The organism is Halosimplex yunnanense (assembly GCF_054504345.1).
This window is the reverse complement of sequence record NZ_JBTJEL010000034.1, coordinates 121,521-135,307: the sequence shown is the minus strand read 5'-3', so window position 1 is coordinate 135,307 and position 13,787 is coordinate 121,521. Positions and strand designations below refer to the sequence as shown.

Annotated in this window: 16 protein-coding genes; 11 read left to right on the top strand and 5 right to left on the bottom strand. The window is 68.1% G+C overall.

The features are described 5' to 3' along the window. The first annotated feature begins 3 nt into the window (after positions 1 to 3). Positions 4 to 1,518, top strand: coding sequence for a glutamate-cysteine ligase family protein (locus tag AB2U09_RS12010; protein WP_459192961.1), 1,515 nt, complete (start codon positions 4 to 6; stop codon positions 1,516 to 1,518). A gap of 57 nt (positions 1,519 to 1,575) precedes the next feature. Here AB2U09_RS12010 and AB2U09_RS12005 read toward each other — a convergent pair whose 3' ends face one another. From AB2U09_RS12005 to AB2U09_RS11985, 5 genes are all read right to left on the bottom strand, one after another. After that, complete coding sequence (locus AB2U09_RS12005) at positions 1,576 to 2,427, bottom strand: outer membrane protein assembly factor BamB family protein (RefSeq protein WP_459192960.1); 852 nt, start codon at positions 2,425 to 2,427, stop codon at positions 1,576 to 1,578. A 342-nt stretch (positions 2,428 to 2,769) separates the two neighbouring features. Then, positions 2,770 to 3,054: a hypothetical protein gene (locus tag AB2U09_RS12000; protein WP_459192959.1), complete on the bottom strand. Its 285-nt coding sequence runs from the start codon at positions 3,052 to 3,054 to the stop codon at positions 2,770 to 2,772. A gap of 90 nt (positions 3,055 to 3,144) precedes the next feature. Beyond that, a complete protein-coding gene (locus AB2U09_RS11995) occupies positions 3,145 to 4,176 on the bottom strand; it encodes a class I SAM-dependent methyltransferase (RefSeq protein WP_459192958.1) in 1,032 nt (343 codons plus the stop codon). Between the two features lie 98 nt (positions 4,177 to 4,274). Continuing rightward, the gene (locus AB2U09_RS11990; RefSeq protein ID WP_459192957.1) at positions 4,275 to 4,856 is read right to left on the bottom strand and encodes an SHOCT domain-containing protein; all 582 of its coding nucleotides are present in this window, start codon (positions 4,854 to 4,856) and stop codon (positions 4,275 to 4,277) included. A 46-nt stretch (positions 4,857 to 4,902) separates the two neighbouring features. Next, complete coding sequence (locus tag AB2U09_RS11985; RefSeq protein WP_459192956.1) at positions 4,903 to 6,060, bottom strand: 60S ribosomal export protein NMD3; 1,158 nt, start codon at positions 6,058 to 6,060, stop codon at positions 4,903 to 4,905. Positions 6,061 to 6,190: 130 nt separating this feature from the next. On the opposite strand from AB2U09_RS11985, the gene htpX reads away from it, so the two are divergent. The 10 genes from htpX (at position 6,191) to AB2U09_RS11935 (ending at position 13,760) form a co-directional block, all read left to right on the top strand. Further along, on the top strand, positions 6,191 to 7,072 hold the full coding sequence (gene htpX, locus AB2U09_RS11980; protein ID WP_459192955.1) for a zinc metalloprotease HtpX: 882 nt from the start codon (positions 6,191 to 6,193) through the stop codon (positions 7,070 to 7,072). A 67-nt stretch (positions 7,073 to 7,139) separates the two neighbouring features. Then, entirely contained in the window at positions 7,140 to 8,012 is an 873-nt protein-coding gene (locus AB2U09_RS11975) for a M48 family metalloprotease (RefSeq protein ID WP_459192954.1), read from the top strand. Positions 8,013 to 8,149: 137 nt separating this feature from the next. After that, positions 8,150 to 8,956 (top strand): aldo/keto reductase, encoded by an 807-nt coding sequence (locus AB2U09_RS11970; protein ID WP_459192953.1) that lies wholly within the window; start codon positions 8,150 to 8,152, stop codon positions 8,954 to 8,956. 58 nt (positions 8,957 to 9,014) lie between these two features. After that, complete coding sequence (locus tag AB2U09_RS11965) at positions 9,015 to 9,461, top strand: hypothetical protein (RefSeq protein ID WP_459192952.1); 447 nt, start codon at positions 9,015 to 9,017, stop codon at positions 9,459 to 9,461. Between the two features lie 51 nt (positions 9,462 to 9,512). Continuing rightward, positions 9,513 to 10,118, top strand: a complete 606-nt coding sequence (pspAB, locus tag AB2U09_RS11960; protein WP_459192951.1) for a PspA-associated protein PspAB — start codon at positions 9,513 to 9,515, stop codon at positions 10,116 to 10,118. 54 nt (positions 10,119 to 10,172) lie between these two features. Next, complete coding sequence (locus AB2U09_RS11955; protein ID WP_459192950.1) at positions 10,173 to 10,556, top strand: hypothetical protein; 384 nt, start codon at positions 10,173 to 10,175, stop codon at positions 10,554 to 10,556. A gap of 34 nt (positions 10,557 to 10,590) precedes the next feature. Further along, positions 10,591 to 11,052, top strand: coding sequence for a hypothetical protein (locus AB2U09_RS11950; RefSeq protein ID WP_459192949.1), 462 nt, complete (start codon positions 10,591 to 10,593; stop codon positions 11,050 to 11,052). A 173-nt stretch (positions 11,053 to 11,225) separates the two neighbouring features. Then, positions 11,226 to 12,272: a DNA repair and recombination protein RadA gene (gene radA / locus AB2U09_RS11945; protein WP_459192948.1), complete on the top strand. Its 1,047-nt coding sequence runs from the start codon at positions 11,226 to 11,228 to the stop codon at positions 12,270 to 12,272. Positions 12,273 to 12,393: 121 nt separating this feature from the next. Continuing rightward, on the top strand, positions 12,394 to 13,482 hold the full coding sequence (locus tag AB2U09_RS11940; RefSeq protein WP_459192947.1) for a sensor histidine kinase: 1,089 nt from the start codon (positions 12,394 to 12,396) through the stop codon (positions 13,480 to 13,482). Between the two features lie 38 nt (positions 13,483 to 13,520). Further along, entirely contained in the window at positions 13,521 to 13,760 is a 240-nt protein-coding gene (locus AB2U09_RS11935) for a glutaredoxin family protein (protein WP_459192946.1), read from the top strand. Positions 13,761 to 13,787 lie beyond the last annotated feature (27 nt).

Below are 13,787 nucleotides of genomic sequence, written 5' to 3'. Positions count from 1 at the left end.
GGTATGTCCGGCTCCGAACTCGCGGCGCGCGTCCGTGCGGCGCTGTCCGTCGACGCGGAGGAGTTCGACCGACGAGCCGCCGAGGAGGCCGAGCGGCTCAAAGCGGAGGTGCGCGACGGCACCTTCGACAACACGGAGGCCATCGTCGGCCTCGAACTCGAACTGTACGCCGTCGACGCGCGCTCGGGGTCGCTCCGGCGCGTCCCCCGGGGCCTGCTCGGGCTCATCGGCTTCGAGAAGGAGCTGGGGCTGCACAACGCCGAGATGCAGACCAGCCCCCAGCCGCTCAACGAGCACGGCCTCGCCGCACAGGAGCAGGAGCTCAAGGCCAACCTCGTCCCCGCGCTGAAGCGGACCGACCGCGACGACATCCGGCTGGTCAGCGACGGGATGTGGACGGTCCCCCCGACGGGCGAGACGGCGACCGACTACCTCTGTGACTCCGTCGAGCAGGGCGGCGTCCGCATCGGGACCAACATGTCCGACGCCGCCCGCTACCACGCGATGGCCAACACCGACTACCCGACGGGGATGCGGATCGAGGCCCCGCACGTCTCACTGCGGGCCGACACCGTCATGCCCGAAAGCCTCATCACCTCCATCCAACCGCACTACCAGATCCCCCACGCCCCCGACCTGCCCGAGTACTTCCGGTACGCGCTGCGGATCGCCGGGCCGCTGCTCGCGCTCGGCGTCAACGCGCCGTTCTTCCCACCGGATCTCTACGACGACGACGACGACGCCGATATCGTCGCGGACGCCTGGATGGAACACCGGATCGGCGTCTTCGAGGACGTCCTCAACCCCGCGGGCGACGACGCGCCCGACAAGGTTCGGTTCCCCCCGGACTTCGAGACGGTCGAGGAGGCCATCGACGACATCGTCGCCGACGAGACCATCGTCCCGATGGATGTGGCCGGCGGCGAGCGCTTCGACGACGCCTTCGCCCACCTCCGGCACAAACACGGCAGCTACTGGCGGTGGGTCCGTCCGGTCTTCGACGGCGCCTCCCGCTCGTCTGCCAACGCCCGCATCGAGTTCCGCCCGCTGCCCGCCCAGCCGACGGTGCGCGACGCCGTCAGCTTCCAGGCGGCCTTCGCCGGCCTGTTGACCTCGCTCACCAGCATCGAGCACCCGGTCAGGGGGATGGACTGGGAGACCGCACGCGAGAACTTCTACGCGGCGAGTCGCGACGGACTCGACGCCGAGTTGACGTGGATCACCAGCGACGGCGCGGAGACGACGAGCCACGACCGCATCTACGGCGAACTCTTCGAGGCGGCCCGGCAGGGCCTCGAAACGCAGGGGCTCCCGACGGAAGCCGCCCGCCGATACGTCCGGCCGCTGCGCGAGCGGGCCGACCGCGGCGTGACGCCCGCCCGCTGGAAGCACGACCACGTCGCCGCTGCCGTCGACGAGAACGTCCCGCTCGCCGAAGCGATCTGGGGGATGCAGTCGGCCTACGTCGACAACCAGAAAGCGACGCTGCTGGACGGGTCGTTCGTCGACTGGCTGTGAACGACCCCCGCGTCGGCTACGTCACGAGGGGGTGGCGGATATCGGGCAGTGGGAGCCTCAGGTGTCGAGAAACCGTTGCACGGCGTCTTCCGGACCGCGAACCGCTCGAACGAACTCACCCGTTTCGATGTCGACTTTGACGGTGGCGTACGTGTTCCGCCGCAGGTGCGTAGAGACGCAGCACTGCCGGTCTTCTTCCGGGTGGAAGACCCACCGGCGCCGAAACTGCCGCCTCCAGTGTTGCTCCCCTGTTTCGTCGAACCCATACAGCACGGAGATACCGCCACTTCCTCGCTGGTCTTCCTGAATCGCGAGGAGCGTCTTCCCCCCGTGGAGTTGGTACACTCCCGGGAACAGATCGTCCCAGCGGTCCGGTCGGCTGAGTTCGTCGAGCGACCACTCGGCGAGTCGCCGTCCGGAACTATCGAACCAGTACAGACCGCGATCGGTCTGTAGTACCCACGTCCCCTCGGAGAACCTGAACGACTCGATAGCGCGATCGAACCGGTGGTGGTGTCCATCGATTACGAACGCCTCGTTCGACCACGAGCGGACCACCGAACCCGTTTCCGGGTCGAACTCGACGTATTGGTCCGTGTCGGTTCGCGTGATTACGCGGCCCCCTTGGACGTGTACCTCTTCGTGGACGGCGTCTGCGAGCCCGTCTTCTGCGTCGGCGACCCACACCACCGTTCCATCGGGCGATACCGCAACGAGGGGCTGTGAGTCGGAACCGATCGCGAAGTCGCCGCGGTCGGGTGAGTCGGTCTCCGGATTGAGCGAAAGAACGAGCCCATCGTCGAGTCGTGCGGACAGACGGATCGCCTTCGGCGTCCGTAGCTCCCTCCCGGCGGCGCGTACCGAAAATCGCCCCGTGACTTCTGGGGGAGCGCCACTACTATCACCCATCGTTGGCACTATGGACGGGTCGATCGTACAAATACATTATCTATTCGACAAGATGGAGGTCGCCAAAGGCGCGATGGTGAATCGAGAGCCGGCTTCGCGCCCTACCTCGCGCACTCGCCAGTGGCCGGCGAGCGACTCGGCGAGCCCGACGCGTCGGGGCGCACCCGAGACTGTCTCCCCTCATTTTCTCGGCACATTATTTCGACGCAACAAGAAGTCGCGCTCCGCTGGGGAGATGAGACGAAGTGGAGTGGGGAAAGGTGAGATGTGCGAGTCGAGCACGGTCGGACAATCAAGTGTAATAAGGCGAGTAGAGCGTTCAGGGGCAGCGTCAGTTCGGTGTCAGTCCCGGCTCTCGATTTGCGCCTCGACGCGGTCCCTGAGCGCGTCGGCGTGTTCCTTCGCCGTCGCGGCGTACGAGGAGTCCTCGTCATCGACGAGCTGCTCGACTGCCTCCCGCAGCGCGACGTAGTCCTCGGGGTCGCTCTCGAAGAACTCGCCGAGCCTGGCGACCAGATCCTCGGCTGCAGCGGCGTTGGTCTCGTTGTAGCCGACCTCGAGCCCCGCTAGCCGAGCGTCCAGGTCTTCGAGTGTCTCCAGCACCCGTTCGTAGGGCCCCTGCGCCATGCTCGGACCTTTCCCGCCCATGGGATAAAAACTACTGTGGTGGCGCCGGCCGCCGACCCCGCCACGTCGTGCCAATTGCTACCGCCCCAATCACTCGACGCGCGCGTCGACGACGACGTGGGCGACGCCCTCGCTGTGGCCCTTGACGCGCCGGGTTTCCAGCACCTCGACCGCCCGGCCGCGCTCGGCGGCCGCCTCGCGCAACCGCCCGACGGGCCGATCCGGGACCAGTCCCTCCGGCGTCGCCTCGTGCATGTGGACGACTCCGCCCGGTTCGAGCGCACCGAGGGCGCTGTCGAGGTATTCGTGGGCTTCGTAGTAGCCCATGACAATGCGGTCGGCGGTCACGTCCGTCACTGAGTCGGTCTGTTCGAGCACGTCCCGGCAGTCCGCCCGGTACGGCTGGACCTGGCCCTCGACGCCGTTTCGCCGCACGTTCTCGAGCAGGTACTGGAACGACGCCGGGTTGCGCTCGATCGCGGTCACCTCGGCGCCGGCGCGGGCCATCGGCAGCGTGAAGTAGCCGATGCCGGCGAACATGTCGACGACGCGCTCGCCCTCGGCCACGACCTCGCCCATGCGGGCGCGCTCGGCCTTGTTCCCCGGCGAGAACATCACCTCCGCCAGGTCCATCGCGTAGACCGTGCCGTATTCGCGGTGGACCGTCTCCGTATCGCCCGCGCCCGCCAGCACGGCCACGTCGGGCTCGCGGTGGGCGCCCGAGATCCCGCCGCGGGCGAGGACGGTGTCGGCCTCGCCGTGGAGGGCGAGCAGCGCCTCGCCGAGTTCGTCGGGCCGCGGCGCCTCGCCGGGATCCACGAGAACGACGGTCCCGAGGACCGCCCACGAGGACGGCGCTCGGTCGATCTCCTCGTCCGTCCAGCCGCGCTCGCGGAGGTAGTCGGCGAGGTCGCGCAGTCGCGGTTCGCCGACCTGCCGGACGACCTCGTTGTACTCGACCGTCTCGGGGACCGCCGTGACGGGCACCGAGACGCTCCCCGCGTCGAACTCGCGGACCGACCGGTCGTCGTCGTACACACCCTCGGCCTCCAGGTCGTCGATCACCGCCTCCGTCCGCGGCTTGTCCACGACGACCGCGAGGCGCTCCTCGGTCTCGTCCATCTGCCCGTCGAAAGGCGACCGACGGCCGAAACGGTTTCGAGTCGGTGCCGGCCGAACGAGCGGAATCGGAACCGATCACTCGCCCGGTCACCAGCCGCTCACGATGATTCCGGTTCGCGGTCGCGTCGGACGGTCGACCCGCGGTCGGCGGATCGCTCGCCGCCGGACTGCGAGCGCCGATCGGATGCGGTCGGATCCGCCGTGTCGCGGCGGCCTGCGCTGCCATCGCGGGCCGAATCGGCACGACGGCCGCCGGGAGAGCCGTCCTCGGTCGCCAGCAGCTGGTCGAGGCGCTGCTCGAACTCGTGCTGGTCGATCTCGCCCCGCGCGAACCGCTCGCGCAGGACCTCGACGGGGTCGTCCCCGTCGGCGTCGGCGCCGGTGGCCGACGCGGGGCCGAAATCGACGGAGTCGCTGGCGACCCCGGGCAGTTCGACCTCGCGGTCGGCCAGCGACCACGGCAGGTCGACCGGCGAGAGGCCGAGGACGACCCACGTGAGCAACACCGCAACGGGCGTCAGCAGCAGCCAGCCGGTCACGACTATCTCGAGCGCTGTCACGAAGCCGGCGTTGAACAGCGCCAGCAGGGCGATCGGCAGCGTCGTCACCGCGATCAACACCGGGACGAGCGCGACGAACCGGCGGAGGACCGTACCGAACGAACGGAGGGACTTGCGCATGTGCCGTGTGACCGACTGCTGGGCGAAAAAAGTTGCTCTCGGCCGGTCAGAAACTGTCGGTGTCGGACTCCGCGACCTCGGGGTCGTCTTCGGGCACCACGTGCAGCCCGGCGCGGCTCTTGAGGACCGGCACCTCGTCGGCGTCGGTGTCGAAGTAGTCGGGGCGGGGGATCGTCTTGGCCGCATAGGTCTCCGGATCGAGGACCTGCACGGCGTTCTCGTCCTCGACGGCGACGACCGTCGTCGGCTGGACGTCCTCGCGGGTGCCCAGCCGCCGCGCGTCGGGCGCGTCGCCCTCCTCGAAGCTCGCCTCGTAGTGGTCGCCCGTGGCGAGTCGGGTGCCCTTGAGGTTCCCGCGGACGCTCCGCACGAGCACCGGGCCGTCGCCGTCCTCGGGGTCGATGACCTCGCCGGGGCGATAACGGGGGAGGCGGACGGCGAAGGTGACCCGGTAGACCTCGTTGCCGTCGCCGTCCTCGGTGACGAGGGTCTCGTAGTCCTCGAACGACCCGCCCTGCTGCTCGACGATTCGCTTTGCGATCCCCTGCCCGAGCTGGTTGGTGGAGATCTTCATGTCCAGCCCCTCGTCGACCTCGGAAACCTCCGTGACGAACGCGTTGCGGTCGCCAGTGGCCTCGCGCTCGGCGACGAACGACTCGGCGGTCTCCTGTGCGCGCTCCATCTCCTCGTCGGTCGGCGTGCGCTCCTCGGCGCGGATCTGGACGATGGCGGCGTAGGAGCCGCCGGCGATCCGACCGCAGCGTTCGCAGGTCTGGCGGGCGATCTTGACGGGGACGACGACCTCCTCGGAGACGAGCGTCCCGCGGACGATGCCGGAGAACTGGCAGTGCATCCGGATGTTGTTCTCGTCGACCTGCTCGGGGGCGACCTCCCAGCTCACGTCGGTGGCGTCGAGGTGGACGCCGAGCGCCTCCGAGACCTCCTCGACGGCGATGTCGGTGTAGTCCTGTGCGCCGACGTCGACCCAGCGGTTCCCCCGGTGGACCGCGCCGCACTGCGAGCAGACGCGCACGTCGATCCGGTCGGGCGCGTCGACCAGATCGAACTCCTCGAAGTAACAGCTGTCGCAGAGCACGCTGTCGGGGTCGCGGACCCCCTCGGCCCCCGGGCGCGCCGGGCGGGCGTCGAGGTCCGCTTCGATGGCGTCCCCGCAGCGCGGGCAGAACTCGCCGGAACGACTCATTACCCCGGAGTACTGGCCTGCGGGGTATAAGGCCCGCGTTCCCGGGTTGCGCTCGCGGGACGTCGGACGGACACCGAACCGGAAACCGCGACGCGAGTAATTGATATGTCCTCCGTACGTGCTATTTGGTATGGAGTGGAAAACCGACTGGGGCCTCCGTGGTCGGATGTTCTTCACGATGTTCCTCCTCGTCGTGGTGTACGTCGTCTTCCTCGCGATACTCACGCAGTTCGCGTCGATGCTGTTCGTCGCGATCTTCGCGGGGATCTTCCTGTTCGTCCAGTTTTTCTTCAGCGACAAACTGGCGCTCAGGAGCATGGGCGCCCGCGAAGTCGACGAGAACGAGTTCCCCGAGTTGCACGCGACGGTGAGTCGCCTCTCACAGCAGGCCGACCTGCCCAAGCCGACGATCGCCGTCGCCGACACGCGGACGCCCAACGCCTTCGCGACCGGACGTTCGAAGAGCAGTGCCACCGTCGCGGTCACGACCGGCCTCCTGCAGACGCTCGACCAGGAGGAACTGGAGGGCGTACTCGCTCACGAACTCGCCCACGTCAAGAACCGCGACGTGATGGTGATGACCATCGCATCGTTCCTCTCGACCATCGCGATGCTCATCCTCCGGTGGGGCTTCCTCTTCGGCGGTGGCGGCGGCCGGAACCGACAGGGCGGTGGCGGAGGCGTCATCGTCGCCGTCGTCGCCTCGCTGGTCGTCTGGATCGTCTCCTTCTTCCTGATCCGGGCGCTCTCACGGTACCGCGAGTACGCCGCCGACCGCGGCGCGGCTGCCATCACCGGCAAGCCCGCTGCACTCGCCTCGGCGCTGATGACCATCGACAACCGCATGGACAAGGTTCCGAAGGAGGACATGCGCTCGCAGTCGGAGATGAACGCGTTCTTCATCATCCCCATCGACAAGGGCGTCATCGCGCGGCTGTTCAGTACCCACCCCTCGACCGAGCGCCGCATCGAACGCCTTCAGGATCTCGCCGGTCGGCAGGAAACCGCCTGATCGCGGCCCGTTCCCCGCCGACCCGTCCGACCGAAGGCCTATTACTCGTCCGACATGAACGTCGAGTATGGAGTGGCAGACGGACAGCCGCCTGACCCACCGGATGGTCCTCGCGCTCGCCCTCGCCGCGGTGGGCTACGCCGTCCTCCTCGGCCCGATCGTGCTGTTTCTCCCGCTGTCGGCCGCGCTCGTCGTTCTCGGCGTCGTGCTCGCCGTCCTCGGCGGGCTCGTCTTCGAAGCCGACCGGCTGGCTTACGTCGCGACGCGGGCGATCGCCATCGACCGCGAAGACCATCCCGAACTGTTCGACACCGTCGACCGGCTCGCCGCCCAGGCCGACATGCCCCGGCCGCCGGTGGCCGTGATCCCCAGCGACGAACCCAACGCGATGTCCGCGGGAGCGGGCGACCGGACCGTCGTCTGCGTGACCCTCGGCCTGCTGAAGGAACTCGACGACGAGCACCTCGAAGCGGTGCTCGCCCACGAACTCTCCCACCTGAAGAACGGCGACTCCTCGGTGATGACCGTCGCCGGGTTCCCCGCGACGGTGGCGCTGTCCTTCCTCGGTGCCGCCCTCGACAGCATGGACGGGAAAGCGATTCTCCTCGGGTACTTCGGCGTCGCGGTGTTCGTGGCAATGCTGAGCCTGCCGCTGTTGCTCGTGAGTCTCCCCGGGACGCTCGCGCTCTCGCGCTACCGCGAGTACGCCGCCGACCGCGGCGCTGTCGCCATCACCGGCAAGCCCGTCGCGCTGGCCGAGGCGCTCGCCGAGTTGCACGGGCTCCCGAAAGCACCGGACGAAGACATGCGCTCGATGGCCGGGTTCAACGCCTTCTGCATCGTCCCGACGCGCTATTTCGGCCTGCCGTGGACTCACCCCCCGACGCACGAGCGGATCCGGAAGCTGCGTGAACTCGCCGCCGAGATGGAGCGAGCGTAGGCGCCGAATACTCGACTCGCCCGCGACACGGCGGTGCCGGTCGCTTCCTCACCGAAACGATCCAGTGACCGGACAGACGGAGACACTGACCGCTTTCCCAGCGGTTAGGGTCGCACGGCCCTGTAGAACGACCCGACATGAGCGAACTCGATCTACACGGACTCGGACTGGGCACGTGGCAGAACACAGACCCCGATCAGTGCGCCGAGAGCGTCAGTACGGCGCTGGAACTGGGGTATCGGAACGTCGACACTGCGCAGGCCTACGAGAACGAGGAGTCCGTCGGCCGCGGCATCGCCGAGGCGGACGTGCCCCGGGAGGAGGTCTTCCTCGCGACGAAGGTCAGCACCTCGAACCTCGCCCACGACGACGTGCTGTCGACGACCGAGGAGAGCCTCGAGAAGCTGGGCACCGACTACATCGACCTGCTGTACGTCCACTGGCCGACCCAGACCTACGACCCCGAGGGCACGCTCTCGGCGTTCCAGCAGCTCTACGACGAGGGCAAGATCCGCCATATCGGCGTCTCCAACTTCGAGCCCGAGCACCTCGACGAGGCCCGCGAGACCCTCGACGCCCCGATCTTCGCGAACCAGGTCGAGATGCACCCGTACCTCCAGCAGGGGGAGCTGCGCGAGTACGCCGCCGAGCACGACCACAACGTCGTCGCCTACTCGCCGCTGGCACGGACGAAGGTACTCGACGACCCCGTCCTGCAGGACATCGCCGAGAAACACGACGCGAGCGTCCCGCAGGTGACGCTTTCGTGGCTCCTGTCGCTCGACGGCGTCGCGGCCATCCCGAAGGCGACGAGCGCCGAGCACATCGAGGACAACTGGCGGACCTACGACGTGGAACTGGACGACGAAGACCTGGACCGCATCGCCGACCTCGACCGCGGCCAGCGGGAGATCGACCCGGACAACGCCCCCTGGGACGACTGAGACGACCCCGACGAAGGGGATCCGTAACTCATTACTTGTTTGAGTGACACTATCGGGCGTGAGCCCGGACTGGTCCTCCTTCGGTGCGATGGTCGTCGTCTACGTGGTGGTCCTCCCGGTTGGGACGGCGCCGCTGTTGCTGAGCGAGCGAGTACGCGCGCTGCTGTGCTGGCCGACCGAGCGGTGGTCGCTCAACTACGTCCTCCTGTGGATCGTGCTGATCCCGCTGCAGTTTCTGGGCTACGCCGCCGCAGTCACGTTCGAAGACCGTGTGGGGGCAGTAGTCGGCGTCAGCGACCCGGGACTCTACGGGATCGGGGTCGCGAACTATCTCGTCCCGGGGATCTGTCTGGCCGCCGCGGTCGTCGTCCTCCGGCGACGCGACGCCATGCCGGCCGACAGTTACGGGGTCCTCCCGTTAGTGGTCGCCTGGTACGGCGGCGTGGCGCTGGTGGCGATGGTCACCTACGCGCTGTTGGCGGCGCTCGGCGCGCTGGCACTCTGACTCGGGGCGGTCGAGGGAAGCGACTTTTAGGGGTTCGCCCCAACTTCGGGTATGGGACTGCTGGACGGCCTGAAGTCCGCGCTGGGGATGAAAGCCGAGGCCGACGCGACCCGGGACGCCGACCCGGAGGACCTGTTCGGAATGAGCACGGCCTACATGACGATGGAGGCCGATCTGGGCTTCGCGGCGGCCGGCACGGCGGCGCTGTGTTTCGCCGAGGTCGACAGCACCGACTTCGAGGACGCCGTCGAGAACGTCGAGGCCATCCTCGAAGCGGGGGAGGTCGAGACGGGCACGAACGCCGAGTTCACGACCGACGACCACGGCTACGAGTGGGTTGTGCTGGAGGACGACGACCCCGAGGACCTGGTGACGAGCATCCACTTCGCCGCCGACGAGTTCATCGAGCGCGGCTACGGCTCGCGGCTGCTCGCCGCGCTGTTCGGCTTCGAGAAGGACGGCCAGCGGGCCTACTGGGTGTACTCGTTCCGCCGGGGGAAGTACTACCCCTTCGCGCCGAAGGGCGACCACGAACGGCACAACCAGACGGAGATCAAACTCCAGAGCGTCCTCGACGGCGAACTCACCGTCGAGCCCGACAAGGAGTACTGGTACCCCCTCTGGCCCGACCGGCCCGGCGGCCACCCGTGGGAGTAACGCCAACGGGCCTCCGGGAGCAGACTTTTCTTCGTCGCCGCCGACATTTCACGTGTGTCTCCGACCGAGCCCTCCACCGTCGGCGACGCGCCCGACGCTGAGACTGACGAGACGGCCTCTCCGCGCGTGCGAGGGGTGATCGCCGGCGTCGCGATTTTGGCGACAGCGAGTCAGACCGGATCGACGGCGGTGCTGGCGGCGGCGGTCGCCATCGCGGCGCTCGCGGCCGCAATCGTCGTCCGGCCCGCGCTGTCCCACCGCTGGACGTTCAACGTCGCACTGGCGGCCGGAATACTGGTCTACGGCGTCGCGTACGCGCTGACGGTGGGCGGTACCGCCGCGCTGGTCGTCGGCGTCGCCCTAGTCGCCCTCGGCGCGCTGATGGCGGGCAACCACCTCGGTGTGGTGCCGTGGTCGGACCACTCGCGACAGATTTAATCCGGCGGCGGCCGCGTCCGGGACGTATCGACAGATGCCCGACGCAAGCGATCCCGCGGTCTACGACCACCTCCGGCCGATAGATCCCGACACCGCGGACGCCCCGGTCGCATCGGGAGTCTACCGCGTCGTCGGTACCCACGAGTCGAGCGTCACGCTCCTCCGGGTGGGCGACGCCGACGGCCGTCGGGTCAATACGGGCGACGTGACGACCGTCGACCGCGACGACCTCGACCGGTTCGAACCCGCGGACAACCCCGATGGAAATCGGTCGGCCGGCGAAGCTGCCGCGGGGTTCCTCGGCGACCTCCGCTGGCAACTTCAAGCGTTTGCGGGCGGCCTCAGAGCCAACCCGCTCGCCGCGCTCGCCGCGTTCGCGCTCGTCGTCGTGGGTCATCAGGGCCACCGCGTACTCTCGGTCCCCGAACCGGTGCTCACCGCCGTCTACTTCCTCGGCGTCCTCGGCGTCGTCTATCTCGGCGCACGCGGTGGCTGACGCCCGTCGCCGCCCACCCTCTTCTGGCCTCTCTTTGCCTCCGCTGGCCACAGACTCCCCGTTCACGTATCAACTTTCGGACCCCTCTGATCCGAAGCCGCTCACGTCCCGCGTTTTCACTTTCACTTTGGTGTTAACGAGGGTTTATATGATGGGCGGCGCAACCGATGGGTATGGCAACAGACGACCTCGAAGAGCTGTCGGGCGTCGGCCCGGCCACCGCGGAAAAGCTGAAAGACAACGGCTTCGACTCCTACCAGGGCATCGCGGTCGCGAGCCCCGGGGAGCTCTCGAACTCCGCCGACGTCGGGGAGTCGAGCGCCGCCGACATCATCAACGCCGCTCGCGAGGCCGCCGACATCGGCGGGTTCGAGTCCGGCGCGACGGTGCTCGAACGCCGCGAGCAGATCGGGAAGCTCACGTGGAACGTCGACGAGGTCGACGAACTCCTCGGCGGCGGAATCGAGACCCAGTCGATCACCGAGGTGTACGGCGAGTTCGGTGCCGGCAAGTCCCAGGTCACCCACCAGATCTCCGTGACCGTCCAGCTCCCCCGCGAGCACGGCGGTCTCGAGGGCAGCGCGATGTTCATCGACTCCGAGGACACGTTCCGTCCCGAGCGGATCGACCAGATGGTCCGGGGCCTCTCCGAGGACGTGCTGGAGGACACGATGGTGCTGCACGGCGTGGTCGAAGACGACGAGCAGGCCGACGCCACCGACGACGCGCTGCTCGAAGACCTCGTCGAGGCCATGCTCGACAACATCCACGTCGCGAAGGCGTTCAACTCCAACCACCAGATCCTGCTGGCCGAACAGGCTCAGGAACTCGCCAGCGAGAGCCAGGAAGGGGAGTTCCCCATCCGCCTGCTCTGCGTCGACTCGCTGACCGCCCACTTCCGCGCGGAGTACGTCGGCCGCGGCGAACTCGCCGAGCGCCAGCAGAAACTCAACAAGCACCTCCACGACCTGATGCGCGTCGGCGACCTCCACAACACCGCCGTCGTCGTCACCAACCAGGTCGCGTCCAACCCCGACTCCTTCTTCGGCGACCCGACCCAGCCCATCGGTGGGAACATCCTCGGTCACACCTCCACGTTCCGCATCTACCTGCGCAAGTCCAAGGGCGACAAGCGCATCGTCAAGCTCGTCGACGCGCCGAACCTCCCTGACGGCGAAGCCGTCATGCGCGTCGAGGAAGACGGCCTGATGAACGAATAAGGTTCAGCGGAGCCGACGCGCTGCCGGGTCCGAATCACCGCTTCGGCCCGGGTTGTCGGTCGAAGCCGACCACCCTCGGTGCGCAGTGTTTTACCCTTGCAGCCCGTCTGCGTGGGCAGTGATGACCGACTGCGACGACGGGCGGCCGACGGCCACCGACGGGAGCGACCTCGTCGGGGCGGCGTTCGACGCGCTCCCCGCGCAGGTCGCGGTCGTCGATGCCGACGGCGTGATCCGGAAGACCAACCGCGCCTGGCGACGGTTCGGACTGGACAACGGCCTCCGCGGCGATTCGGGCATGATCGGCGAGGACTACCTCGCAGTCTGCGACGCCGACGACGACGAGACGGCGAGCGAGGCCGCCGCTGGCATCCGGTCGGTTCTCGGGGGCGAGCGCGGAGAGTTCACGCTCGAATACCCCTGTCACTCGCCGGACGAGCGGCGCTGGTTCCTGATGCGGGCGATCACCCTTTCGGAGTGCGAGGAACCCCACGCCCTCGTCATGCACGTCGACATCACCGATCGGAAGGAGACCGAACTCCGCGTCGCGGCCAACAACGAGACGCTCTCGACGGTCGCGAGCGTCCTCAGCCACGACCTCCGGAACCCCCTGAACGTCGCGATGGGGCGCGCGGAACGACTTGCGGACGACTCCGACATCGATCCGGCGACGGTCGCCGAACAGATCGTGCCGATCCGGTCGGCACTCGACCGGATGAACGCCATCGTCGACGACGCGCTCGTGCTCGCGAGCGGATCACGCGGCGTCGACCCCGAGCGCGTCGACCTCGGCACCGCCGCCCGCGACGCCTGGTCGCACGTCGAGACCGACGGCCTGACGCTCGATATCGTCGACAGCGAGGGGGTCGTCGCCGATCCCGGCCTCCTCGCGCAGTTGTTCGAGAACCTCTTCCGGAACGCGGTCGACCACGCCGACGGCGCCGAAACGGTGGCCGTCGGCACCGTCCCCGGCGGGTTCTACGTCGCGGACGACGGCGCGGGAATCGCGCCTGAAGACGCCCAGCACATCTTCGAGACTGGATACTCGACCGGAACGTCCGACGACAACACGGGGATGGGCCTCGCCATCGTCCAGAAGGTCGCGCTCGCTCACGGCTGGGAGGTCGGTCTCGCCGACTCGAGCGACCGAGCGGCGGGGGATCAGTCGGGTACACGCTTCGAAGTCAGCGGTGTCGGGGCCGCGCAGTAGGCGCAACGCACTTCCGGGTCGGTTGCGAACACGCGAGTATGTCGTTCACGCTCTACCAGCTCGACGGGTGCCCGTACTGCGAGAAGGTCGCCGACCGCATGGACGAACTCGACCTCGACTACGACACCGTCTGGGTGGACGCGCTCCACTCCGAACGCAACGAGGTCAAGGAGGTCTCCGGCCAGCGCGGCGTCCCCGTCCTGATCGACGACGACCGCGGCGTCACGATGGCCGAGTCCGAGAAGATCGTCGAGTACCTGAACAAGAGCTACGCCTGAGCCTGCCGCTCAGTTCCCCCGCCGTTC

Excerpts from the sequence above, each read along its gene's own strand:
- pspAB (WP_459192951.1), top strand. The coding sequence starts at position 9,513 with ATGGGACTGCTGGACGGCCTGAAGTCCGCGCTGGGGATGAAAGCCGAG.
- AB2U09_RS11935 (WP_459192946.1), top strand. The coding sequence starts at position 13,521 with ATGTCGTTCACGCTCTACCAGCTCGACGGGTGCCCGTACTGCGAGAAG.
- AB2U09_RS11975 (WP_459192954.1), top strand. The coding sequence starts at position 7,140 with ATGGAGTGGCAGACGGACAGCCGCCTGACCCACCGGATGGTCCTCGCG.
- AB2U09_RS11985 (WP_459192956.1), bottom strand. The coding sequence starts at position 6,060 with ATGAGTCGTTCCGGCGAGTTCTGCCCGCGCTGCGGGGACGCCATCGAA.
- AB2U09_RS12000 (WP_459192959.1), bottom strand. The coding sequence starts at position 3,054 with ATGGCGCAGGGGCCCTACGAACGGGTGCTGGAGACACTCGAAGACCTG.
- AB2U09_RS12010 (WP_459192961.1), top strand. The coding sequence starts at position 4 with ATGTCCGGCTCCGAACTCGCGGCGCGCGTCCGTGCGGCGCTGTCCGTC.
- AB2U09_RS12005 (WP_459192960.1), bottom strand. The coding sequence starts at position 2,427 with ATGGGTGATAGTAGTGGCGCTCCCCCAGAAGTCACGGGGCGATTTTCG.
- AB2U09_RS11990 (WP_459192957.1), bottom strand. The coding sequence starts at position 4,856 with ATGCGCAAGTCCCTCCGTTCGTTCGGTACGGTCCTCCGCCGGTTCGTC.
- AB2U09_RS11970 (WP_459192953.1), top strand. The coding sequence starts at position 8,150 with ATGAGCGAACTCGATCTACACGGACTCGGACTGGGCACGTGGCAGAAC.
- htpX (WP_459192955.1), top strand. The coding sequence starts at position 6,191 with ATGGAGTGGAAAACCGACTGGGGCCTCCGTGGTCGGATGTTCTTCACG.
- AB2U09_RS11995 (WP_459192958.1), bottom strand. The coding sequence starts at position 4,176 with ATGGACGAGACCGAGGAGCGCCTCGCGGTCGTCGTGGACAAGCCGCGG.
- AB2U09_RS11940 (WP_459192947.1), top strand. The coding sequence starts at position 12,394 with ATGACCGACTGCGACGACGGGCGGCCGACGGCCACCGACGGGAGCGAC.
- radA (WP_459192948.1), top strand. The coding sequence starts at position 11,226 with ATGGCAACAGACGACCTCGAAGAGCTGTCGGGCGTCGGCCCGGCCACC.
- AB2U09_RS11950 (WP_459192949.1), top strand. The coding sequence starts at position 10,591 with ATGCCCGACGCAAGCGATCCCGCGGTCTACGACCACCTCCGGCCGATA.